At 71.5% G+C, this 20,978-nt stretch carries 20 protein-coding genes; 7 read left to right on the top strand and 13 right to left on the bottom strand.

The annotated features are described in order from the left end of the window. Positions 1 to 5: 5 nt before the first annotated feature. From A3CE_RS0130415 to A3CE_RS0130405, 3 genes are all read right to left on the bottom strand, one after another. Entirely contained in the window at positions 6 to 1,334 is a 1,329-nt protein-coding gene (locus tag A3CE_RS0130415) for an ABC transporter permease (protein WP_020643879.1), read from the bottom strand. Beyond that, a complete protein-coding gene (locus tag A3CE_RS0130410; RefSeq protein ID WP_026469024.1) occupies positions 1,331 to 2,245 on the bottom strand; it encodes an ABC transporter ATP-binding protein in 915 nt (304 codons plus the stop codon). Before A3CE_RS0130410 ends, A3CE_RS0130415 begins: the two co-directional genes overlap by 4 nt. A gap of 179 nt (positions 2,246 to 2,424) precedes the next feature. Beyond that, on the bottom strand, positions 2,425 to 3,111 hold the full coding sequence (locus A3CE_RS0130405) for a response regulator transcription factor (protein WP_020643877.1): 687 nt from the start codon (positions 3,109 to 3,111) through the stop codon (positions 2,425 to 2,427). Positions 3,112 to 3,167: 56 nt separating this feature from the next. Here A3CE_RS0130405 and A3CE_RS0130400 point away from each other — a divergent pair, with 56 nt between their 5' ends. Then, complete coding sequence (locus A3CE_RS0130400; RefSeq protein WP_020643876.1) at positions 3,168 to 3,854, top strand: hypothetical protein; 687 nt, start codon at positions 3,168 to 3,170, stop codon at positions 3,852 to 3,854. Between the two features lie 45 nt (positions 3,855 to 3,899). On the opposite strand, the gene A3CE_RS0130395 is transcribed toward A3CE_RS0130400, so the two are convergent. From A3CE_RS0130395 to A3CE_RS53645, 3 genes are all read right to left on the bottom strand, one after another. Continuing rightward, entirely contained in the window at positions 3,900 to 4,577 is a 678-nt protein-coding gene (locus A3CE_RS0130395) for a polysaccharide deacetylase family protein (RefSeq protein WP_026469023.1), read from the bottom strand. Between the two features lie 2 nt (positions 4,578 to 4,579). Then, complete coding sequence (locus tag A3CE_RS0130390) at positions 4,580 to 5,239, bottom strand: glycoside hydrolase family 11 protein (protein WP_020643874.1); 660 nt, start codon at positions 5,237 to 5,239, stop codon at positions 4,580 to 4,582. A gap of 119 nt (positions 5,240 to 5,358) precedes the next feature. Further along, entirely contained in the window at positions 5,359 to 5,946 is a 588-nt protein-coding gene (locus A3CE_RS53645) for a hypothetical protein (RefSeq protein WP_169524026.1), read from the bottom strand. Positions 5,947 to 6,379: 433 nt separating this feature from the next. On the opposite strand from A3CE_RS53645, the gene A3CE_RS0130380 reads away from it, so the two are divergent. The 3 genes from A3CE_RS0130380 (at position 6,380) to A3CE_RS59635 (ending at position 8,001) form a co-directional block, all read left to right on the top strand. Continuing rightward, complete coding sequence (locus A3CE_RS0130380) at positions 6,380 to 7,246, top strand: Scr1 family TA system antitoxin-like transcriptional regulator (protein WP_020643872.1); 867 nt, start codon at positions 6,380 to 6,382, stop codon at positions 7,244 to 7,246. Between the two features lie 147 nt (positions 7,247 to 7,393). Next, the gene (locus A3CE_RS0130375) at positions 7,394 to 7,597 is read left to right on the top strand and encodes a DUF397 domain-containing protein (protein WP_043792702.1); all 204 of its coding nucleotides are present in this window, start codon (positions 7,394 to 7,396) and stop codon (positions 7,595 to 7,597) included. 29 nt (positions 7,598 to 7,626) lie between these two features. Next, a complete protein-coding gene (locus A3CE_RS59635; protein ID WP_342668241.1) occupies positions 7,627 to 8,001 on the top strand; it encodes a DUF397 domain-containing protein in 375 nt (124 codons plus the stop codon). A 33-nt stretch (positions 8,002 to 8,034) separates the two neighbouring features. On the opposite strand, the gene A3CE_RS51810 is transcribed toward A3CE_RS59635, so the two are convergent. Then, positions 8,035 to 8,703: a hypothetical protein gene (locus A3CE_RS51810; protein ID WP_020643869.1), complete on the bottom strand. Its 669-nt coding sequence runs from the start codon at positions 8,701 to 8,703 to the stop codon at positions 8,035 to 8,037. A gap of 189 nt (positions 8,704 to 8,892) precedes the next feature. Between A3CE_RS51810 and A3CE_RS0130360 the strand changes: the two genes are divergently transcribed. After that, the gene (locus A3CE_RS0130360; protein WP_020643868.1) at positions 8,893 to 11,769 is read left to right on the top strand and encodes an AfsR/SARP family transcriptional regulator; all 2,877 of its coding nucleotides are present in this window, start codon (positions 8,893 to 8,895) and stop codon (positions 11,767 to 11,769) included. 7 nt (positions 11,770 to 11,776) lie between these two features. On the opposite strand, the gene A3CE_RS0130355 is transcribed toward A3CE_RS0130360, so the two are convergent. Together A3CE_RS0130355 and A3CE_RS0130350 are read right to left on the bottom strand one after the other, a co-directional pair. After that, positions 11,777 to 14,314 (bottom strand): ABC transporter permease, encoded by a 2,538-nt coding sequence (locus A3CE_RS0130355; RefSeq protein WP_020643867.1) that lies wholly within the window; start codon positions 14,312 to 14,314, stop codon positions 11,777 to 11,779. Further along, positions 14,308 to 15,048, bottom strand: coding sequence for an ABC transporter ATP-binding protein (locus tag A3CE_RS0130350; RefSeq protein ID WP_020643866.1), 741 nt, complete (start codon positions 15,046 to 15,048; stop codon positions 14,308 to 14,310). Before A3CE_RS0130350 ends, A3CE_RS0130355 begins: the two co-directional genes overlap by 7 nt. Positions 15,049 to 15,181: 133 nt before the next feature. On the opposite strand from A3CE_RS0130350, the gene A3CE_RS0130345 reads away from it, so the two are divergent. Beyond that, positions 15,182 to 16,381 (top strand): sensor histidine kinase, encoded by a 1,200-nt coding sequence (locus tag A3CE_RS0130345; RefSeq protein WP_026469022.1) that lies wholly within the window; start codon positions 15,182 to 15,184, stop codon positions 16,379 to 16,381. Then, positions 16,369 to 17,025, top strand: a complete 657-nt coding sequence (locus A3CE_RS0130340; RefSeq protein WP_020643864.1) for a response regulator transcription factor — start codon at positions 16,369 to 16,371, stop codon at positions 17,023 to 17,025. Before A3CE_RS0130345 ends, A3CE_RS0130340 begins: the two co-directional genes overlap by 13 nt. Positions 17,026 to 17,124: 99 nt before the next feature. Here A3CE_RS0130340 and A3CE_RS0130335 read toward each other — a convergent pair whose 3' ends face one another. Genes A3CE_RS0130335 through A3CE_RS0130320 form a run of 4 tightly spaced genes read right to left on the bottom strand, consistent with a single transcriptional unit; the run spans position 17,125 to position 20,970 of the window. Beyond that, positions 17,125 to 17,691 carry a TetR/AcrR family transcriptional regulator gene (locus A3CE_RS0130335; RefSeq protein WP_020643863.1) on the bottom strand — a complete coding sequence of 189 codons (567 nt, stop codon included), beginning with the start codon at positions 17,689 to 17,691 and terminating at the stop codon, positions 17,125 to 17,127. A gap of 60 nt (positions 17,692 to 17,751) precedes the next feature. After that, positions 17,752 to 19,065: an ABC transporter substrate-binding protein gene (locus A3CE_RS0130330; protein ID WP_026469021.1), complete on the bottom strand. Its 1,314-nt coding sequence runs from the start codon at positions 19,063 to 19,065 to the stop codon at positions 17,752 to 17,754. Continuing rightward, entirely contained in the window at positions 19,052 to 20,122 is a 1,071-nt protein-coding gene (locus A3CE_RS0130325; RefSeq protein ID WP_020643861.1) for a branched-chain amino acid ABC transporter permease, read from the bottom strand. The genes A3CE_RS0130330 and A3CE_RS0130325 overlap by 14 nt, the downstream gene beginning before the upstream one ends. Continuing rightward, positions 20,119 to 20,970: a branched-chain amino acid ABC transporter permease gene (locus A3CE_RS0130320; RefSeq protein ID WP_020643860.1), complete on the bottom strand. Its 852-nt coding sequence runs from the start codon at positions 20,968 to 20,970 to the stop codon at positions 20,119 to 20,121. The genes A3CE_RS0130325 and A3CE_RS0130320 overlap by 4 nt, the downstream gene beginning before the upstream one ends. Positions 20,971 to 20,978: the final 8 nt, after the last annotated feature.

Raw genomic sequence — 20,978 nt, 5'->3', positions numbered from 1 at the left:
GGGGCTCATCCCTTCGTGGAGGAGAGCAGCTCGACGTTGGCGTCGAACTGCCAGAGCGGGTTGGGCTGGTCCCCCGCCGGGGTCCGTACCTGGAAGTAGCCGTTCACTTCCTTCGGCCCGTCGCCGTCGGCGACGTACCGCCCGTCCGAGGTGACGTCGAGCTGGTAGATGGCGGTCCCGGTGGCGTCGACGCCGGGAAGGTGCCAGGAGACGACGCACCGCCAGTCGTTCCCCGGCCCTTCGGCCGCGATCAGGCCGTCGCCCTTGGTGCACGCGGCCGTGGCCGCCAGCCGCGCCTCGGTGACGTCGGGGCGGCCGAGCTGCGCGGTCTGGAGGCGGTAGAGGTGGGCGAACGCCGTCGCGACCGACCGCTGCACCTTGTCCTGGTCGATCCCGGACCCCAGGGACGGCGTCGCGGCGGCGATGATCCCGGCCGTCACGGCGAAGAGCGCGACCAAGGGCAGCGCGGCGAGCGTCCGGCGCCCCGAGCCGTCGTGGGCCGAGTTGGTGAAGTCCCGCCGGACGAACAGCAGGTACGCGAGCGTCGTCGCGGCCACGGCCCACGCCAGGCCGACGCCCACGCCGACGAGCAGCGGGCCGAGCTGGCCGGGATCGGTGAACAGGCCGTTCCACGCGATGAAGGCGTAACTGGGCAGAGCGAGGCGGACGGCGACCGGCAGCGGCAGCAGCTGGGCGAGCGCCATCGCCAGCGCGACGACGGCGGGCAGCAGCAGCCCCATCGGCGAGCGTCCCCCGAGGACGGACCCGAGCAGCCCGAGTGCGGCCAGGGCCAGGGTCGGGGCGAGCACGCAGACCCAGGCGAGCAGGACCCGCCCGGCGGCGTCGCCGGGAGTGAGCAGGTGGCCGTCGAAGCCGACCAGGGCCCGGTTCCCGGCGGTGAGGAGGCCGCCGGCGGTGCTGGAGACGGCCATCCCGGCGACGAGCACGAGCAGGACGGTGAGGCTGGCCAGGGCCTTCGCGGTGAAGAGCCGGCTCGCGGACCGGACAGCCACCAGCAGGTGCCGCCAGGTGCCCAGCCGGTCTTCGGCGGCGAACACGTCCCCGGCGACGACGGAGGTGAGCAGCGGCAGGGCGTAGGTGCCCGCGAAGCCGAGCATCACCAGCGGCCCGGCCCAGCCGGTCGCGTTCATCCAGCGACCGAAGAGGGTGTCGACGGGCAGCGAGCTCTGTTCGCTGACGGCCGCGACGAAGATCGCGGGAGCCAGCCAGCAGGCGAGGATGAGCAGGCGGATGCGCCAGGTGGCGAAGAGCTTGACCAGCTCGAACCGGTAGGTGCGCCCGAGGGGAACGGGCCGGGCGACGGCGGTGGTCATCGGGTGCTCCCCTGTTCGGTGAGAGCCAGGAACGCGGCTTCCAGCGGCGACACCACCGGCGCCAGCTCGCGCACCGCGACACCGTCCCGCCCCAGCCGCAGCACCAGTTCGTCGAGCGCGGGAACGAGCGCCCGCACGACCACTCCCTCGGCATCCCGTGGCGCGTCGACGAGCTTGATCCCCCGCGTATCCGCGATCACCCGCCGGGCGGCGGCCGGGTCGGAGGTGCGCAGCCGGTACGCGAGCTCGCCGTTCTCCGCCGACAGCTTGGCGAGCGGGCCGGTGAAGACCACGCGGCCGGTCGCGAGGATCGTCACCTCCGCGCACAGTGCCTCGAGGTCGTCCATCCGGTGGCTGGACAGCACCACCGCGGTGCCGGCCGCGGCGAGGCGGCCGAGGACGCCGTGGACGTGCTTCTTGCCCGCCGGGTCCAGGCCGTTCGCCGGCTCGTCGAGCACCAGCAGCCGCGGCTCGGTGAGCAGGGCCGCGGCGAGGCCGAGCCGCTGGCGCATGCCGAGGGAGAAGCCGCGCACCCGGTCGTCGGCGACGTCGGCGAGCCCGACCTCTTCGAGCACGTCACCGACGACGTGGCCGCCGAGCCTGGCCAGCGCGGCGAGGTTCTGCCGGGCGGTGAGCGAGGGGTAGAGGCCGGGGCCGTCCACGAACCCCGCGACGCCGGCGGGCGCGGCGAGCGCCCGCCCGACCGGCGTGCCGAGGATCTCCAGCCGGCCTTCGTCGGCGACGGCGAGGCTCAGCAGCAGGCCGAGCAGGGTCGTCTTGCCGGCGCCGTTCGGGCCCGCCAGCCCGTGGATCTGCCCGGCCGCCACGTCCAGGTCGACGCCGTCGAGCGCGACGACGTCCCCGAAGCACTTGGTGATCCCGCGCGCTCTCACTGCCAAGGGTGCGTCCATGGGTCCCTTCCGTTCCCGGCCTGCGCGGAGAAACTTAGGTACCGCAAGTGACGGCGGCGGGCGCGTCGAGTGAACTGACGCGGAACGGGAGCCGACCGGCCGTGGCCGGACCGGTGAAATGTCCGGGTTGCGCGCTGGTTAACCCTCGCCTTGCCTTGACGCGGATGCCCTCACGAGGATCAGCGCGGCGGCCGCGCCAGCCCGTGCCCCACGGCGTAGCGCGTCGCCTGGACGCGGTTGCGCACGCCGATCTTGGCGAACGCGTTGTTGATGTGCGTCTTGACCGTCGCCTCGCCGATGAACAGCTCGGCCGCGATCTCCCCGTTGCTCAGCCCGGCGGCGATCAGGCCGAGCACCTCGGCCTCCCGCGCGGTGAGCCCGCCCGGCAGGCCTTCCTTGCGCGGCAGGCCTTTCACCACCGGGTCGGCCGCGCCGGGCAGGAGGCTCGCGACCTGGCTCGACACGCCGGCGCCGAACGTCAGCTGCCCGGCCGCCACGGCTCGCAGCGCGACACCGATCTCGCCGCGGCCCGCGTCCTTCGTCAGGAACCCCCGTGCCCCGGCGGCCAGCGCGCCGGCGATCGGCTCGTCGTCCGAACCGGTCGTCAGCACCACGACGGCGACGTCCGGGTGGTTCCCGGTGATCCGCCGGGTCGCTTCGACCCCGCCCAGGACGGGCGTGTTCAGGTCCATCAGCACGACGTCGACCCGGTCGAGCCGCCGGAGGAGTTCGAGGGCCTGCGCGCCGTCCGCCGCCGAGCCGGCGACCTCGACGTCTTCGAGGAGGCCCATCAGCGCGACCAGGCCGTCCCGCACGGCCTCCCGGTCGTCCACGACGATCACCCTGATGGCCCGCGGCTCCCCCATGGTCCCCCTTCCGCCCTTGCCCGGGGCAGGCTATCCGGAACAAGGACAATGGCGGGATGCTGACCCCCGAGCAAGTGAAGACCCACTGGTGGCGCGGGGCGCTCGTGGTGACGGCGGTGACCATCGCCGCCGCGTTCGCACGGGAAGCGCCGTTCGCGGCGGTGTTCGCCCTGGTCCCCGTCCTCCTGTGGTGCTCACTGGCGCGGTCGCCCCGGAACGGGGTGGTCGTCGGGCTGGTCTTGCTGGCGCTGCTGGCCTGGTTCGTGGTTCCGCGCGAACTGGACCTGTCCGGACCCTGGGTGCCGGCGAAGATCGAGGTCTACTGGCTCTACACGACGCTGGCGGCGGTGGTGTGCGCGATCGGCGCCCGGCGCGGCGCCGGCCGGCTGACGGCGCTGGTGGTCGCCGGGTTCGTCGTCACCGGCGGCGTCCTGTTCTCCGAATGGGAGGCCCCGCCCGGCGACGAAGGCGTGTCACCCGGCCCCGCACAGCTGCGGATCGTCGAGAGCATCGGCTGCGGTTCCGGCAACTGCTGGCGGGAAATGGCCGTCACCGGCGACTACGCCGCCGACGTCCTGCGCGCGCACCTCACGGCCCGCGACTTCATCCCCGCGCCGTCGGCCGGCGACCGGAGGATCGAACGGTTCTGCCGCGACACGGGGCTTCTGGTGACCCACACGGTGTGCGCGGATCTCTATACCTTCACTGAAACCTCGGCGCGCGTCGACTGGTACGTGAACTAGGAAAGGTGGTGCGGCGGCACCGGAACCGCCGCACCACCGCTCCTGTCAGCCTGGGGCGACCGCCCGCCCGGTCTGCGGCGAGATCATCCCCGAGCACAACCCGCGGCTGCTCAGCGTCTGGGCGATCCGGGGAATCGCGGCCAGGGTGTTGGCCGGCCATTCGTGCATCAGGATGACCTGCCCGTTCGTGAGCCGGGCGTTGGCCGCGACGATCGCGTCGACGCTCGCGTTGTTCCAGTCTCCCGAGTCGACGTCCCAGATGATCTGCCGGAGGCCGTACTTCGCCTCCACCGCCTGGACTGTCGCGTTCGTTTCGCCGTACGGCGGGCGGAACAGCCGGGGCGTGCCGCCGCCGGCCGCCGAGATCGCCTGCTGGGTCCGGGAAATCTCGGAGTCCACCTGCGCCTGGCTCTGCTGGGTCAGGTGCGGGTGGGTGTAACTGTGGTTGCCCACCCACATGCCGGCGGAGACCTCGGCACGGACCTGGGCCGGGTACGCGGCCGCGTACTGGCCCTCGTTGAACATGGTGGCCCGCAACCCGTTCTGCCGCAGCGCGTTCAGCAGGGCCGGGGTGTGGGCGTTCGACGGCCCGTCGTCGAAGGTGAGACCGACGTACCCGTTGCACGTCGCGGCGTGCGCCGGGGTGACGGCGACGGTCCCCGCCACGGCCATCGCCGCCACGGCCATCGCGGCGGCGGCCGGCAAGGTGCTGCGAGGTCGCATGGTCAGCCCACCGTCAGGTTGGAGTTGCCGCTGCTCTGGTAACCCTCCGTCGCAAGGATCATGTAGTAGTTGAAGCTGCCGAGCCGCATGCCGGCGCGGGCCCAGGCGTCGAAGTGGTTGCCGGTGGTGATGGTGCCGCCGGTCCGCCGCTGCTGCCGCACGCTCCAGTACTGGTTGAAGGTCTTGTTCCCTTCGACGGACGGCGCGTTGTAGCGGGTGGTCATATAGATGTCGTAGGTGCCGCCGTCGCTGGTCACGGTGCCCTTGTAGGTCCCGGTCGGCCGCCAGCTGCCCCAGTTGTCGACGATGTAGTACTCGACGAGCGGGTTGGACGTCCAGCCGTAGAGCGACAGGTAGCTGTTGCCGGAGGGGTTGAAGCTGCCGGAGTAGTTCACGTTCCGGCGGCTGCCGTTGCTCCAGCCCTTGCCGGCGACGAAGTTGTTGACGTTGCTCCAGTTCGTGCGGTAGTTGCCGCCGGAGCCGAGCGTCATGGAGACCGAGCCGCCACCGGCGGACCAGAACGAGTAGTAATACCCGTTGTTGGTGCCGGTCTGGTTGGTGGTGATGACGGTATCGGCTCGCGCCACCCCGGGCACCAACGCGGCGATCACCGCGAGCGCGGCCCCACCGGCGAACACCCTGAAGCGGTTCTTGGTACGCATTCTTCCTCCTCGTCGAGGCCTGGCGTCGGAGAAAGCATGTGATCACCGAGGGCGGCGGGGCAATCACTTTCGGAAAGTTTCGACCGGGGTGACGGGAAGTGCCGCGGCTGCTGCGCGGGTCAGGCGGAGCGGTCCCGCCGGGCGCGGCGCAGACCGCGCCGCCGGATGACCGCCGGCGCGGGGACGAGCCGGATCCACGCCGCCGCCGGTCCGGCACCGCTCGCGACGGAGACGGCTCGGTAGTCCTCGGCCCGGGCGCGCTCACTGTGCCTGACGACCTCACCGAAGAACCAGTCCGAGGCGATCACCGCCAGCACCGCCGCGGCGTCCGCCAGCGCCCGCTTCAGCTCCGGCGCGTCCACCAGCTGCTGGGCGTGCAGGATCGACGAGCCGGTCACGCCGTGCTCGTCGGAGGACACCTCGCCGGCGTGCAGTGCCAGCCTGAGCCGGAACCGTTCCGGCGCCGGATGAACCTCGTTGTGAATCGCCAGTTCGTCGGCGAGTGCGCCGACAAGCAAATCGGCGAACAGAGTCTTGGGGATTTCCGCGGGGGCCAGCACGAGCACGCCGTCGCCCAGATCCGAATAGCGACAGGCGCCCCACGGAATGCCGGCGGTGGCGAATGCCCGTTCCAATGATCGATACATCCCCTGCCGGACTCGCAGCTGATTCGGATTCAGGCGTCTGCCGAACGCTTCGACGTCCACGACGACCACGGTGCAGTGCGCGGTGTCCAGCTCGACGCTGCCCTGCCAATCCACCGCCCTCGCCCCGTGCAGGGGCGCGATCCCGACGGCGCCGGTCCGCACGCGCTCGGACGCGCGCGTCCGGCCTCCAGGCCGGGGCAGCGGCGGCCTCGCCGCTTCGGGATCGGGCATCGGGGGTTCCTTTGCCGAGAATCAGCCGATCGAGCGCGCGTCGGGATGTGGCGCAGTGCGCTCGTGTCCTATCCTCAGCGTAGTCAACCGAACGGGATGCCGGGAGCACACTGGTAGCATCGTTCGGTTACCGTAACCACGCAACGTCCCGTCCCCATCGCAGCTGCGCCTGCCCTTGCAGAAGGTCGTGAACATGGGTGTCCCGAGCCGGACGACGACCTGGCCTGCACCTGGCCACATCGGACGCTAGCGGAGCGCCGACGTGTCAGCGCCCCAGTCTCCCGTCGTCGCCTCGTGGGAGCTCGCGCTCCGGCTGAAACGGCGTCGTGAGCAACTGGGCGTCGAGGTCAGGACCATCACCGAAACACTGGGTTTCACCCGCAATTACTGGTCCGCCGTCGAAAACGAACGCAAGATCCTTTCCCAAGAAAGCCTCGCCAGGATAATCGAGCTGTTCGAATTCGACGACGAGGAGAAAGAAGAACTATTGGCCCTGCGCACTGCGGCCAAGGAACGCGGCTGGTGGACACGGTACTCTGCACTTTTCGACAACGAGATCCAACGACTGTACGGATTGGAACAAGGCGCCCGAGGAATCCGCGATTACGAAAATCTGCTGATTCCCGGCCTGCTCCAGACCGCCGACTACACGAGGGCGATCATGATGCCCGACGTGACCATGCGCCCGGTCGAGGTCGACCAGCGCGTGGAGGTCCGACTGCGCCGCCAAGCCCGTCTCCTGGACGAAAACGATGCGTTTACCTTCACGGCGGTCATCAGCGAAGCGAGTCTACGCCAGCAAATCGGCGGCCCGCGTGTACTGCGGGATCAGCTCAGGCACCTCGCGACCCTGATCGAGCGATATCCGTCCAAGTTGGACATCCGGGTTATCCCGTTCACCGCAACGGCGTGCGGCCTCTTCGGCGGAGCCACCGTCGTCCTCATCGACTTCGACAACCCGCAACTGCCCACCCTGGCTTGGCAGGAGACTGTCACCAGCTGGGGCATCATCGACGACCCGACGCAGGTCAGGAACCTTACGACCACGTTCGAGGACGCCTACCGGCTCGCCCTCGGCAAGGACGCGACCCTGGAGAAGGTCGACAACTGCATCAGAGAGTTGAGTTGACCTCGCCGCAAACACGCCACGCGGACATCATAGAGCAAGGGGACTCACACCGGTAGGGTACCGGACACGCCGGCTGGCCCTCGACAAGAGGGCCAGCCGGTGACTTTTGTTACCCTAACAGCAAGGAAATCGATTACCGTGGAATTCATGGCCACCAATTCGCGCATCCTCACCGGGTGGTTCAAAAGCAGCTATTCGAATGCCGGCGGAAGCTGCGTCGAAACCAGGTTCACCACGGATGCCACGTTGGTCCGGGACAGCAAGGACCGCCGCCCCGACTCCCCGGTCATCGAATTCGCCCCCGCGGCCTGGACATCATTCCTCGCCATCATGACACGGGACGATTCCTGAGCTCGAACACCTGAGGCGCGCGGACGAGGGTGCGACCACAAACCCTCGTCCCGGCCTCCGGCACACCACCCCCCGCCCATCGTCCCCCGCAGGAGGTCGTCCCTGCGCGGGGTTTGCCGTCGTGCCCGAAAAGCCAGAACATCCATGAGAATGCCCCGCACCCAAGCCGAGGAGCTCACGTGGACAAGTTCTGTTCCTACACCGCCGCGTCCCACCGTTCCGACTGGTTCAAGAGCAGCCACTCGAATGCGAGTGGCAGCTGTGTGGAAGTTCGTTTCGCCTCCGGCTGCGCCGCCGTCCGGGACAGCAAGAACCGCTGCGCCGACTCGCCTGTCATCGAGTTTCCGCCCGCATCCTGGACGTCCTTCCTGCGCGCCGTAGGACGTCTGACGTCGAGTCAGTAAGTCAAAGCCGGGTGAGGGAGACACCGGGCACCCTCACCCGGCCGTCCGGCGCCGCGCTCCTTCGCCCGGTCCCAGCAGGCGAACCCAGCCCCAGGCCGCGGTTTCCTTCTCCTGGACCCGTACCTGACGGAACAGGTCCGGCCTGCTGACCGGGCTGTGGCGGATGATCTCGTCGTAGAACCACGCCGACGCGATCACCGCGAGGTCCCCGCCCGCGTGCGCCGCCGCGTTCGCCATCACCCGCGAATGAAGCAGGCGGAACGTGTGCACGATCGCCGCCCCGGCTGTGCCGTGCACGTCGTAACTCACCTCTCCCGCGTGGAGGGCCACGCGCAACCGGATGCGTTCCGGACGCCGGTGGGAAGCGTTGTGGACGGCCAGCGATGCCGTGAGCTCACCCGGCAGCACCTCGCTGAACACGGCCTTCGGATAGCCTGCCGGCACCAGGACGAGCACGCCGTCGCCCAGGTCGGCCCAATGGCAGTCCTCCCATTCCACTCCGCCGGCCAGCAGCGCCTGCTGGGCCACGTGATAAAGGCCCGCCCGCTGCGCCAGCCGGTGCATCGTCGTCCGGTCGGGCGCGGAAAATCCCTCGATGACGAGCGCCAGAATGGTGTGGTGCACCGGATCCGTCACCGGCTCGGCCGGGCTGCACGGCACCGGGCGCTGCCGCAGCCATCCGGTCCAGTCCCTCCACGACATTCCGACCTCCCTCCACCGGGCCACTCGGGCCGGGATGATCGTGAACGGCGGTGGTTGACGCTTCGGTTGCCGGTTGCTGGACAAATTCTTGACAGCCGGTTGACCTGCGCTGAACCGCGGTGCTCCGCGGGTTACTGTGCTGGTCGAGAAAGTCCTTGCCGGCAGGCCAGGGGTGGACGAGGAAGCCCGATGGAGTTCCGGATCCTCGGGGCCGTCGAGCTCCGGCTCGGCGACCGGGAAGTCGCGCTCGGGCGCGCGAAAGAACGTTCGCTGCTGGGTGTGCTGATGCTCAACCACGGCAAGGTGGTCAGCCTCGGCACGGTCACCGAAGCGCTCTGGGACGACAACCCGCCCGCCCACGCGAAGAAAGACCTCCAGGCCTATGTCAGCCGGCTGCGGGCCGCGCTGCGCGGGTACGGCGTGTCGGCGCGGATCGTCACCCAGCGCGGCGGCTACCTCTTCTTGCCCGGGGACGAAGAACTCGATTACGCACGGTTCAAAGCCCTCGTCCGCGACAGCGGGATAGCGCGACGGGCCGGGCGGCTGGACGAGGCCGCGGCCGCCCTGCGGGAAGCGATGGACCTGTGGCGTGGGCCCGTCGTCGAAGACCTCGGCACTCTCTGGATGGAACGCAAGCGCGAAGACCTCGACCGCTACGACCGCGTCGCCGGGTACCAGGCGTTGTGCGCCGTCGAACTCGAACGCGGCCGCTTCCGCGAGGTGCTGCGGATCCTCGACTTCGCGATGGTCGAGCACGAATTCGACACCGATTACATCGGGCAGCGGCTGATCGCGCTCGACGGGCTGGGCCACTACGAAGAATTCGACGCCTACTGGAAAGAAGTCTACGACCGCTCCGCCCGGTCGTTCGGTACCGGGCCCGCCCGCGAACTGCAGGAACTGCACCGGCGGCTGCTGCAGTCCCGGGACGCGCTGGCCCCGGCGGACCTCCACCGCACCCAGGCCGCCCTGCGCGCCCTGCCGCCCGCTCAGCTGCCGTCCCGGGTCAGCGGATTCGTCGGTCGCTCCGACGATCTCGCCCGGCTCGACGAGCTGCTCCTGCGCTCCCGCGTCGGCGGCTCGCCGGCGACGCTGATCGTCGCCATCACCGGCCCGGCCGGGGTCGGCAAGACCGAGCTGGGACTGTGCTGGGCGCACGGCATCCGGGAACAGTTCCCCCACGGCCAGCTGCACGCGGACCTCTCCGGCCACGGCAGCGGCCCGCCGCGCGATCCGCGCGACATCCTCGGCGAGTTCCTCGACGCCCTGGGCGTCACGGCGCCGGCGATGCCCGCGAGCCTGAGCGCCCGGACGGCGATGCTGCGCACGCTGCTCGACGACAGCCGGGCGCTTTTCTTCCTCGACAACGCGCGGGATTCCGGGCAAGTCGTGCCCTTGCTGCCGGGCAGCGCCCAGTGCGTTGTCGTGGTGACCAGCCGGCACCGGCTGAGCGACCTCGTGACCCACCACGGCGCCTACCGGCTGGAGGTCGCGCGGTTCACCGAGACCGAGGCGGCCCGGCTCCTCGCCGGGCTGCTGCCGGACCCGGCGGTCGCGCTTCCCGAGCCGGCCACGGTCGTCGCGCTCACCGGGGGGACCCCGCAAGCCATCCGCACCCTCGCCGAGCTCCTGCCCGGCTCCGGGGAACCACCGAGCCTCGCCGAGCTGCTCCTGGCCGGAGAACTCGCGTCGGGAACGATCCTCACCTCGATACTGTGGTCCTGTGACGCGCTGGGCCCGCACGCCGCCCAGCTGTTCCGTTCACTCGCCCTCCACGTCGAGTCCGGCATCGGCGCGGAAGCGGTGCACGCCCTCGACGGGACCGACGCCGAAACCACCCGCGGCGCGCTCGCCGAACTGGGCGCCCGATACCTGGTCAGCAGGGAAAACGGCCGGTTCCGGATGGACGCGCTCACCCGGGCGGCCGGCGAACGCCTCGCGCTCGCGCAAGATCCGCCGGCCGACCGCTCGCGGGCGCAGGCGCGGCTGCTCGACTGGTACATCGCCCGGGTCGGGGAGGCCGCCGAAGCCCTGGCGCCGAGCCGGTGGCGCATCGCGGATCCGGCCCGTCACCTTCCCGGCTTCGCCGAGGCCAAGACGTTCCTCACCGATGAGGAGGCGTACCTGGCCGCCGCGATCCACCGCGCGGCCGGCAGTGACCTCGCCCGGGCGGTGACCCTGCTGCGGCTGCTCCGGCCGCACCTCGATTTCGCGGGCAGCGGGTGGCGCGAAGCCGCCCAAGCCGTCTTGCTGGCCGCCCGCGCCGCGAACGACCTCGGCGCCGAAGGCCAGGCCCTGACCACCTTGGCGCGCGTTCACGGGGCACTCGGCGATCCGATGGCCGCCGAGGAATCGCTCCAGCTCGCGATCACGATCTTCCGCATCACGCGCGACGACCGGTCGTCGGCCGAAGTCCTGCTCCTGCTCGCCCGCCACGCGGAGGACTCCGGCGATCCGGCCTACGCCGAGTCGTGCCTGCGCCAGGCCCTGGAACTCCAGGCCGGCCTGAACGAACCCGCCCAATGCGCGGCGGTGCACGGCGAACTCGGCGCCCACCTTCGCCGAAGGGAACGGCTCGAGGAGGCGGCGGGGCACCTTTCCGAGGCGAAACTGCTGTACACCGAGCTCGAAGACCACCGGCGGCACGCCGCCATGGCGCTGGAGCTCGGTCTCCTGAGCCGCCGGGCCGGCCGGACGACGGAGGCCATCCGCTTCCTGACCGAGGCGGTCACGTTGCACGACCGCCACCCCGCGGACCACGGGCGGACGCTGGCCGCGCTGGTCGAGCTGAGCGAGGCCAGCTGCGACGCCGGCGAACACGGTGACGTCCTGCTGTACGCCCGGAAAGCACTCGGCATCTCCCGCTCGTCCGCCGACCGCGGCCAGGCCGTCCGCGCGCTGGTGGCCTTGGTTCGGTCCCTCGCGGCCACGGGGCGGCAGGCCGAAGCGTGGAACGAGTCCCGCCAGACCATCGCGCTCGTCGCCGAACTCGACGGGCCCCTGCACGACCACGTCCGCACCCAGTTCGGCCGGCTCGGGCTCTGGCCCGCGGGACTCGATCCGTGAATCCCGGCTACTCGTGCACGCCGATCGCGTCGATCGGCCGGGCCCGCAGCGTCACCCGTGTCGCCACCCCGATCGCCACCATCCCGAGCAGTGCCGCGCCGCCGATGATTCCGAAGTAGACGGACGGTGGTCCCGCCGGAACGACGTTGCCGCGCAGGCCGATGTTGAGCAGTCCCAACGGCACCAGGGCCACCAGCGTCCCCAGTGCCATGGCGATCCCCACCGTGACAAGTGCCTCGAGCCGCATCATGCGGGTCACCTGACGACGCGTCGTTCCGACCAGGCGCAGCAACGCGAACTCCCGGCTTCGCTGCGCGGTCGTCAGGACCAGCGTGTTGGCCACGGAAATCGCCAGGTACCCGACGATGACGCCGGCCGCCACCAGGTTGAGGTAGAACTGCACCTGCCGTTCGCCGCCTTCCGGGGCGGCCGATGCCGGTGCTGTGAGCGCCAGGCCCGGGTAGGGCAGCGCCCGCAACGCCGTGGCCACCGCGGCCGCGTCGGCGCCCGGCTGGCGCCGGACCAGGACCGAGTCGTCCAGCCGGCCGCCGATGTGCTCGCGGGCCAGCGCGACCGGCAGCACGAAGTCGCCGAACGCCAGGTCGTGCGTGTACGTCGCCACCAGCCGCAGCTTCGCCGGGACGCCGTCGCCGAAGTAGAACTCGACCTCGTCGCCGAGCTTCTTGTCCAGCCAATCCGCTTCCGAACGGCTCAGTGCCACGGTGTCGCCGGTCAGGTCGGTGAGTTTCCCGGCGTCGACGCCCAGTTCGAGGGCGCCGCCCGCCTGCTCGGCCGCCAGGCCCTGGGCCGGTGTCCGCTGGACCTCGACGCTGTCGCCCAGCTTGCTCGCGGTGATCACGGACGTGCGCACCACCGGCGTCGCCGCCGCCACGCCGGGCACCCGCCGGGCCGCCTCCGCGACCTCCGGGGAGACGCCGCCCGGGCCCGCGAGCACGTAGTCGGCGGTCGTCGACCGCGCGGTCTGCTGCTCGGCGGCCGCCGAGGCGGCCAGCGGGCCGTAGAACGTGGCGAGGGCGAACGCCACCGCGAGCATCAGCGGCGTCACCGCCGCGGCGACGCGCCGGGCGTTGGCGTGGGCGTTCGCGCCCGCCAGGTAGCCGCTGATCCGCCACACCCGCGCCAGCGCCGGCGCGAGGAACCGCACCACCAGCCCGGTCACCTGCGGGCCCACCACGGCCAGCCCGACGACGACGACCAGCGTCGCCATCGAGGACGCCGCGGCCGCGATGTCGCCGCGGAGGAACAGCGGGACCAGCGCGCCGCCGAAGCCGGCGAGCACCAGGCCCCAGCCGGTGAGCAGCCGGCCGCGGCCGAGTTCGCGCCGCTCCACGGCGGCCTCCCCGAGCGCCTCGACCGGCCGGATCGACGACGGCCGCCGCGACGCCGCCCAGGCCGCCAGCCGGGCCGCGCCCAGGCCGAGCAGCACCGCGGCGAGCAGCGGCAGCGGGCTGATCGCCAGCCCGAAGTCGGCCGGGATCACGCCGATGGCGGCGAACGCGTCCCGCAGCCCGGAGGCCACCGCCAGGCCCAGCGCACTGCCCAGCACGCCCGCGACCAGCGCGATCAGCGTCGTCTCGGTGCCGATGAGCTTGCGGATCTGCTTCGGCGTGGCCGCGACCGCACGCAGCAGCGCGAACTCCCGGCGGCGCTGGTTGATGGTCAGGGCCAGGGTGCTCGCCACCACGAACACCGCGACCAGCAACGCGAAGCCGCCGAACGAACCGGCGATCGTCAGCAGCAGCGTGCGCGTCTGGCTGACGTCGAGGAACTCGACGCTGCTGCGCTCGACGCCCGTGGTGACCTCAGCGCCGTCCGCGACCGCCCGCACCCGGCCGGCCAGGGTCTCCGGCGTCACGCCGGGGCCGGCGAGGACGCCGATCGCGCGCGCCCGGCCGGGCTGCCCGGCCAGCGCCGCGGCCCGTTCCGGGGTGAAGAACAACGCCGACTGGCGCGGCACGCTGTCGACGACGCCGCTCACCTTGAACGTCGCCGGCACCGACCGGGTCGTGATCCGCACCTGCCCGCCGATGCCGACGCCGGCCCGGCGCGCCAGGTCGGCGTCCAGCACGACCTCGCCGGCGGCCGCGGGTGCCTCGCCCCCGCGCAGGGTGAACGGCGCCAGCACGGCCGCGTCCCAGTTGTGGCCGAGGGACCCGCTTCCGCCGAGCAGCTGCCCGTCGCGGGCCACGACCTGCGCGGGGAAGCTCTGCTCCACCACCGCGGAACGCACCCCGGGCACCGAGGCGATCCGCCCGGCCAGCGCGGCCGGGACCGAAGGCTGCTCGCCGACCTGCTCGAAGGAAAGCGCGTCGGCACCTGGGGGCCGGACGGTCTGGGCGCCGCCGACGACGACGGCCGCGGCGGCGTACCGCTGCGTGGGGACGCCGGCCCGCAGGCCGGACTCCATGAGGACCCCGCACGCCGCCACCAGGGCGGTGCCGCACAGGATCGCGATGAACGCGCCGGCGAACCCGCCGAGCCGGCTCCGGATCGTCTGCCAGGCCAGGGTCAGCACGGTCACCACTCCCCGAGGTGCGTCATCCGCTCCGCCACCCGCTCGGGGGTGGGGTGCGGGAGGTGGCCGGCCAGCTTGCCGTCGGCCAGGAACAGGACGCTGTGCGCGGCCGAGGCCGCGACGGGGTCGTGGGTGACCATCAGGACGGTCTGCCCCATCCCCTCGACGATCGCGCGGAGCAGGTCCAGCACCTGCCGCGCGGTGCGGGTGTCGAGCGCGCCGGTCGGCTCGTCGGCCAGCACCACCTCGGGCCGGGTGACGAGCGCCCGCGCGATCGCGACGCGCTGCTGCTGCCCGCCGGACAGCTCCGCCGGGCGGTGTTCCAGCCGCTTCGCGATCCCGACGCCGTCGACGATCTCCCGCAGCCACCGCGGGTCCGGCTTGACGCCGGCCAGCCGCAGCGGCAGCGTGACGTTCTGCAGCACGTTCAGCGACGGCAGCAGGTTGTAGGCCTGGAAGACGAACCCGATCCGGGTGCGCCGCAGCCGGGTCAGCTCGTTTTCCTTCAGCCTGCCGATCTCGGTGCCGCCGAGCAGCACCCGCCCCGCCGTCGGCCGGTCGAGACCGGCCGCGCAGTGCAGGAAGGTGCTCTTCCCCGAGCCGGACGGCCCCATCACCGCGGTGAACGTCCCCCGCGCCACCCCCGCCGACACCCCGTCCAGCGCGGTGACCGCGCCGTCGCCGGAGCCGTACACCTTCCGCACCTCGGTCAGCTCCAGCGCGTATGCGCTCGCTGTGGTCATCTCTGTCCCCTTAAAACTCATCCTTGCGTCGTAAGGAAAACTAGGTCGGTGCGGCCGCGCGTTCGATCCCGTGGAGGGGTGGATCGGGGGTAGCGCCAGCACCACCACGGTGGTGGGGTGGGACACTGCCGTGATGACGACCCGCCTGCGCGAGTGCTGGTCGGCGGTTCGCTACCTCGTGGTCGGCGCCGGCACGTCGCTGCTGTCGCTGTTCGCCCTCGCCGGGCTGTTCGCCGTCCTGCTGCTGTGCCCGGTCGGCATCGGGATCCCGTCACTGGCGCCGATGATCCGGCTGTCGCGGTGGCCGGTCGGGGCCGACCGCCGCCGGGCCGCGCGGAAGCTCGGCGAACCGATCCCCGAGCCGTACCGGGACGGCTCCCCGCTCAAGGACCCGGCCACCCGCCGCGACCTCGCGTGGCTCGCGATCCACGCCGCGACCGGGTTGATCATCGGCGCGCTGGCCTTCGGCCTGCCGCTGGGCGCGGTCCAGCAGGTCATCACGGTCTTCGTCTGGCCGCTGGTCCCCGGCGGGATCGAAGGCTCGCTCGGGATCGTGGTGGATTCCTGGCCACGGGCCGCGCTGGACCTGCTGGTGGCCGCCGCCATGGTCGCGGCGACGCTGCAGCTGCCGCGCGTCGCCTGGTGGCAGGCCCGCACCGCCCGGAAGCTGCTCGCCCCCGCCCCCGGCGTCGTGCTGGCGGACCGGGTCGCCGAGCTGACCGCGACCCGCGCCGCCGCGCTGGAGGCGCACGGGGCCGAGCTGCGGCGCATCGAGCGTGACCTGCACGACGGCACGCAGGCGCGGATCGCGGCGGTCGTCCTGCAGCTGGGCATTGCCGGCCAGCTGTACGACCGCGATCCGGCCACCGTGCGCGACCTGCTGGTCAAGGCGCAGGACACCGCGACCGACGCGCTGGCCGAGCTGCGCACGGTGGTGCGCAGCATCCACCCGCCGCTGCTGAGCGAGCGCGGCCTGGCCGGGGCGGTGCGCGCGCTCGCCGAGCGCAGCCCGGTGCCGGCCACGGTCGACGTCGCCGCCGAGACCGGCCGCCCGGCCGCCGTCGAGGCGGCCGCGTACTTCGTCGTCGCGGAGGCGCTGGCCAACGTGACCAAGCACGCCGACGCGTCCCAAGTGGACATCACGCTCGGCGGGACGGCTTCGGTGCTGTGCCTGGAAATCCGCGACGACGGCCGCGGCGGCGCCGACGAGTCGCGCGGCAGCGGGCTCGCCGGGATCCGCCGCCGCGCCGAAGCCTTCGACGGAACCCTGACCCTGACCAGCCCACCCGGTGGGCCGACCGTGCTGCGAGTGGAGCTGCCATGCGGGTCGTGATCGCCGAGGACGACGCGCTGCTGCGCGAAGGCCTCGCCCTGCTGCTGAAGACGGCGGGCATCGAAGTGGCCGCCGCGTTCGACAACGCCGAGGACTTCCTGGCGTTCATCGAGGGCGACCGGCCCGACGCGGTGGTGATGGACGTCCGCATGCCCCCGACCCACCGCGACGAGGGCCTGCGCGCGGCCGTGCGCGCTCGCGAGATCCACCCGGCCCTGCCGGTGCTGGTGCTGTCGGCGCACGTGGAGACGAGCTACGCGGTCGAGTTGCTCGCCGACGGCGTCGGCGGCGTCGGCTACCTGCTCAAGGAGCGCGTCGGCAAGGTCGAGCGGTTCCTGGACGCGCTCCAGCGGGTCGCGAAGGGTGGCACGGCGATGGACCCCGAGGTGATCGGCCGGCTGATGGGCCGCCGCCGCACCGCGGATCCCTTGGCGTCGTTGACCGCCCGGGAGCGCGAAGTACTGGGGCTGATGGCGGAGGGCTACAACAACAGCACGATCGCCGAGCTCCTGGTGGTCAGCGACGGCGCCGTGCTCAAGCACATCCGGAACATCTTCGCGAAACTCGGCCTGCCGTCCGACGAAGGCGCCGGGCACCGGCGAGTGCTGGCAGTACTGGCCTACCTCGGCCGCGACGCGGGCTAGCACGGGGCTCGCGGTCAAAGCCGTGAATGGCACATTGAGGGACTTGAAGTCCCTCAATGTGCCATTCACGGCTTTCCGGGTGAGCGCGTACAACGTCCACTAAGGACGGAGGCTGCGCAGCATGAGGTCGGCGAAGTGGCCGGCCACCTGCTCCCCCGACAGCTCGCCTTCGACGTGGTACCACATGCCCAGCCGATGGATGGCGCCGAAGTGGTAGTTGATGACGAGGTCGGCCGGGACGTCGGCGCGGAAGACGCCGGTGCGCTGGCCTTCGGAGACGAGGTCCCGCACCCGCTCGTGGTACGTGCGCCGCTCGGCGCGCACCTGGACCTGTTTGGACTTTTCCAGCAGCGGGAACGACTGGAAGAACACGGTTGCCGCGTCGAGGTCGGCGATGCTCGTCACCACGACGTCGGCGATGATCGCGTGCAGCCGTTCCGCCAGCGGGAGGTCCGATTCGGCGATCGTCTCCATGCGCCGGGTCTGCATCCGCAGCATGGCCGCGTAGATCTCGAAGAGCAGGTCGTCCTTGGACTCGAAGTAGTGGTACAGCCCGCCTTTGGTCACACCGGCCACTTCGACGATTTCGCGGACCGTGGTGGCCTCGAACCCCTTCTCCGCGAACAGGCGCACCGCCGCCCGCACGACCTTCTCCCTGACCGTCATGTCGTCACCCTATTCGAGTGAGCGGGGCGGGCCGGGCCCGCCACGAGCCCGGCCCGATCCTCACTTGCCCTGCGGGTTCACCTGCTCCGGAGTGGCGCGCTCACCGGTGTACGGCGTGATCGCGCCGGTGCCCCGGTCGGTGACGGCCGGTGGCTGGAGCACCGTCGTCGTGGTGTCCGGGTTGATCTTGAACACGTACGCGCCGGTGTAGCCGGAGTGCGAGTCCTTCGAGAACCCGAACGGTGTCAGCCCGGGCCCCTTGAGGGCGCCGGAGCTCATCGCGTCGACGAGCTTCTGCCGCGTCGGGTCCGGGCCCGCCGCCTTCAGCGCCTGCGCGAACGTGTAGGCCAGCACCATGCCGTAGAACAGCGTGTTGGTGAGCTGCTCCTTCGGGATGTACTTGTCGTGGATGCCCTTGAAGTAGGCGACCCAGGGGTCCGAAGTCAGCGCGACGTCCGGCAGGTAGCCGGTGCCGATCAGGCCGGCCAGCAGCTGCGCGCTGGAGACGCTGGCGCCGCCGCGCCGGGCGAAGTCCTGTAACAGCCCGGACAGCGTCGCCGGGTCCGCGCCGATGCTGCTGACGACGAACTGCGGGTGGTAGCCGATCTTCGCCGCGGACAGGATGGCGAGCGCGGTGAACGCCGGGATGCACTCGCAGACGACGACCTCGGCGCCCGCCGCCTTGAGCGCGGACAGCTGCGGCGTGACGTCGGTGTTGGCGGTGTCGTAACCCTGCCGGACGACGGTCTGGTCCTTGAGGAACTGGTCGAGCCCGGCCTGGGTGTCCCGTCCGATGTCGTCGTTCTGGGTGAAGTACCCGATCTTCTTGCCGGCGAAGGTGTCCTTGACGTACTTGCCCTGGATCTTGCCTTCGCGGGCGTAGTCCACCTGGTACCCGAAAGTCATCGGCGCCTTCTGCGGGTTGTCCCAGGCGAGCGCGCCCGACGACACCAGCACGTCCGGCACGCCTTCGGAGTTGAGGTAGTCGACCACTTTGGAGTGCGTCGGCGTGCCGAGCCCGCCGACGATCGCGAACACCTTGTCCTGCAGCACGAGCTTCTTGACGACCTCGACGGTCCTCGTCGGGTTGTAGCCGTCGTCCTCGACGCGGTAGTCGATCTTGCGGCCGTTGACCCCGCCGCCGTCGTTGATCGCCTGGAACACCGCGCGGGCCCCGACGGAGATCCGGCTGTACCCGGGCGCGGCCGGGCCGGTGAGCGGCTGGTGGGTGCCGATGACGACGGCGTCCTTCGTGACGCCGACGGCCGAGTCGGCGGTCTTCGCGCCACCGCCGTCGCTTTCGCCCGCGCCGCCGCACGCGGTCAGTACCAAGGCGAGGGCGGCGAAACCCGCGCCGTACCTAGTGCTTCTCATCGTTCTCCTTTGCTCGGCGGATCGAGGTCAGAGAAGTGCCCAGTCTTCGGAAGCCACCCTGGATGCCGCGCGGGAAGGCGAGCACGACGACGATGAGGATCACGCCGTACACCGCCAGCGGGAGGTTGTTGGCCACGTCGGTGTTCAGGTGCAGAGCGTCGGCGAGGTCCTCGGACCAGGCCTGGAAGTAGACGAGCGCGACCGCGCCCCACAGCGCGCCCCACAGGGACCCGAGCCCGCCCAGCACCACGGCCGCCAGCAGGCTCAGCGACAGCGCCGGGGTGAACGACCCGGGCGCGGCGGTGCCGAGCAGGAACGCCTGCAGGCCACCGGCGAGCCCACCGCAGACCGCGCTGACCAGGAACGCGAGGATCTTCGTGCGCCCCACGGCGATCCCGCCGAGCGCGGCGGCGACCTCGTCGTCGCGGACCGCGCGGAACTCGCGGCCGAGCCGGCCGCGGACGATGTTCACCACCAGCACCAGCGCGATGAGCACGCTGAGCCAGACGATCCAGGTCTGCCAGCGCAGCTCGGGAACGGCCACTCCGGACGGTCTGCTGTGGACGGTGAAGCTCAGTCCGTTGCTGCCGCCGAGGAAGTCCGGGAACCGGCGGGTCAGCGCGGGCAGGCCGACGGCCAGGGCGAGCGTCGCCCCGGCCAGGTACGGGCCGCGCAACCGGGCCGCGGCGGCGCCCGCCAGCAACCCGGCGAGCCCGCCGGCGGCCGAGGCCAGCAGCAGGTCGGCCCACAGCGGGAACGACGGCACCCGGCGCACCAGCAACGCGACCGTGTAGGCGCCGATGAACATGAACGCGCCGTGCCCCAGGGAAACCTGGCCGGTGAGGCCGGTGAGCAGCGTCAGCCCGGCCACCGCGATCAGGTAGTAGCCGATCGTCGCGATCCGCAGGTTGGTGAACTCGTCGGTGACCAGGGTCAGCGCGACGACGACGGCGAACGCGCCCAGCGCGGCCAGCGCGTGGACCAGCAGCGGCGGCAGTGCCCGGCGCCGCTTCGGTGTTTCCACCGGGGTTTCCGGGAGCTCGGTGCGCACGCTCATACCCGCCTCACCTTGGCCCGGCCGAACAGTCCGCTCGGCCGCAGCGTCAGCACGACCACCAGGATCGCGAGCGCGGCGATCGTCACCAGCTCCGGTCCGAGGTAACCGGACACATAGGACAGTCCGACGCCGAGGACGAACCCGCCGGCGATGGTGCCCAGCGGGTTGTCGAGGCCGCCGAGCACCGCCGCGGTGAGCGCGTAGACGAAGACGCCGTCCAGCACGTTCGGGAAGAGGAACGGCGGCGTGGCGAGCAGCCCGGCCAGCGAGCCGACGCCGGCGGCCAGCCCCCAGCCGAAGGTGAGCATCAGCCCGACCCGCACGCCCAGTGTGCGTGCCACGTCGGGGGCGAACGCGGCCGCGCGCATCCGCAGGCCCAGCGGCGTGTACTTGAACACCACCAGCACGAGCGCGGCGATGGCGAGCACCACCAGCACCACGAACAGGTCGTTGGCGGAGAACCGGCCGCGGAAGTCGAAGGCGTACGGGAACGCCAGCGGCTCGTTGGACCAGATCATGCCCGCGACCGCCTGCAGCACCAGCAGGAGCCCGAGGGTGACGATGATCGAGCTCAGCTCGGAGCGGTGCCGCAGCGGCCGGATCAGCAGCCGTTCGGTGGCGACGCCCAGCACCGTCCCGGCGGCGATCGCGACGGCGAAGCCGAGCCAGTAACTGCCGGAGGACTTGGTGACCGAGTAGGCGAGGTACGTCGAAATCAGGGCGAGCGCGGGCTGCGCGAAGTTCACCACCCTGGTGGCCCGGTAGATGATGACCAGCGCGAGCCCGAGTGCCGCGTACACCGCGCCGGCCGAGATCCCGCCGAGGGTCAGGTCGAAGAAGTCCTGCATATCGGACC

It is taken from the genome of Amycolatopsis balhimycina FH 1894, assembly GCF_000384295.1.
Classification (GTDB): domain Bacteria; phylum Actinomycetota; class Actinomycetes; order Mycobacteriales; family Pseudonocardiaceae; genus Amycolatopsis; species Amycolatopsis balhimycina.
Note: the sequence above shows the minus strand (reverse complement) of the source record. Positions and strands in the feature narration are given on the sequence as shown.

Bases quoted from the DNA above. Each gene is read 5' to 3' on its own strand.
- A3CE_RS0130415 (WP_020643879.1), bottom strand. From the start codon at position 1,334: ATGACCACCGCCGTCGCCCGGCCCGTTCCCCTCGGGCGCACCTACCGG.
- A3CE_RS0130410 (WP_026469024.1), bottom strand. From the start codon at position 2,245: ATGGACGCACCCTTGGCAGTGAGAGCGCGCGGGATCACCAAGTGCTTC.
- A3CE_RS0130405 (WP_020643877.1), bottom strand. From the start codon at position 3,111: ATGGGGGAGCCGCGGGCCATCAGGGTGATCGTCGTGGACGACCGGGAG.
- A3CE_RS0130400 (WP_020643876.1), top strand. From the start codon at position 3,168: ATGCTGACCCCCGAGCAAGTGAAGACCCACTGGTGGCGCGGGGCGCTC.
- A3CE_RS0130395 (WP_026469023.1), bottom strand. From the start codon at position 4,577: ATGCGACCTCGCAGCACCTTGCCGGCCGCCGCCGCGATGGCCGTGGCG.
- A3CE_RS0130390 (WP_020643874.1), bottom strand. From the start codon at position 5,239: ATGCGTACCAAGAACCGCTTCAGGGTGTTCGCCGGTGGGGCCGCGCTC.
- A3CE_RS0130375 (WP_043792702.1), top strand. From the start codon at position 7,394: ATGGCCACCAATTCGCGCATCCTCACCGGGTGGTTCAAAAGCAGCTAT.
- A3CE_RS51810 (WP_020643869.1), bottom strand. From the start codon at position 8,703: ATGTCGTGGAGGGACTGGACCGGATGGCTGCGGCAGCGCCCGGTGCCG.
- A3CE_RS0130360 (WP_020643868.1), top strand. From the start codon at position 8,893: ATGGAGTTCCGGATCCTCGGGGCCGTCGAGCTCCGGCTCGGCGACCGG.
- A3CE_RS0130350 (WP_020643866.1), bottom strand. From the start codon at position 15,048: ATGACCACAGCGAGCGCATACGCGCTGGAGCTGACCGAGGTGCGGAAG.
- A3CE_RS0130345 (WP_026469022.1), top strand. From the start codon at position 15,182: ATGACGACCCGCCTGCGCGAGTGCTGGTCGGCGGTTCGCTACCTCGTG.
- A3CE_RS0130340 (WP_020643864.1), top strand. From the start codon at position 16,369: ATGCGGGTCGTGATCGCCGAGGACGACGCGCTGCTGCGCGAAGGCCTC.
- A3CE_RS0130335 (WP_020643863.1), bottom strand. From the start codon at position 17,691: ATGACGGTCAGGGAGAAGGTCGTGCGGGCGGCGGTGCGCCTGTTCGCG.
- A3CE_RS0130330 (WP_026469021.1), bottom strand. From the start codon at position 19,065: ATGAGAAGCACTAGGTACGGCGCGGGTTTCGCCGCCCTCGCCTTGGTA.
- A3CE_RS0130325 (WP_020643861.1), bottom strand. From the start codon at position 20,122: ATGAGCGTGCGCACCGAGCTCCCGGAAACCCCGGTGGAAACACCGAAG.
- A3CE_RS0130320 (WP_020643860.1), bottom strand. From the start codon at position 20,970: ATGCAGGACTTCTTCGACCTGACCCTCGGCGGGATCTCGGCCGGCGCG.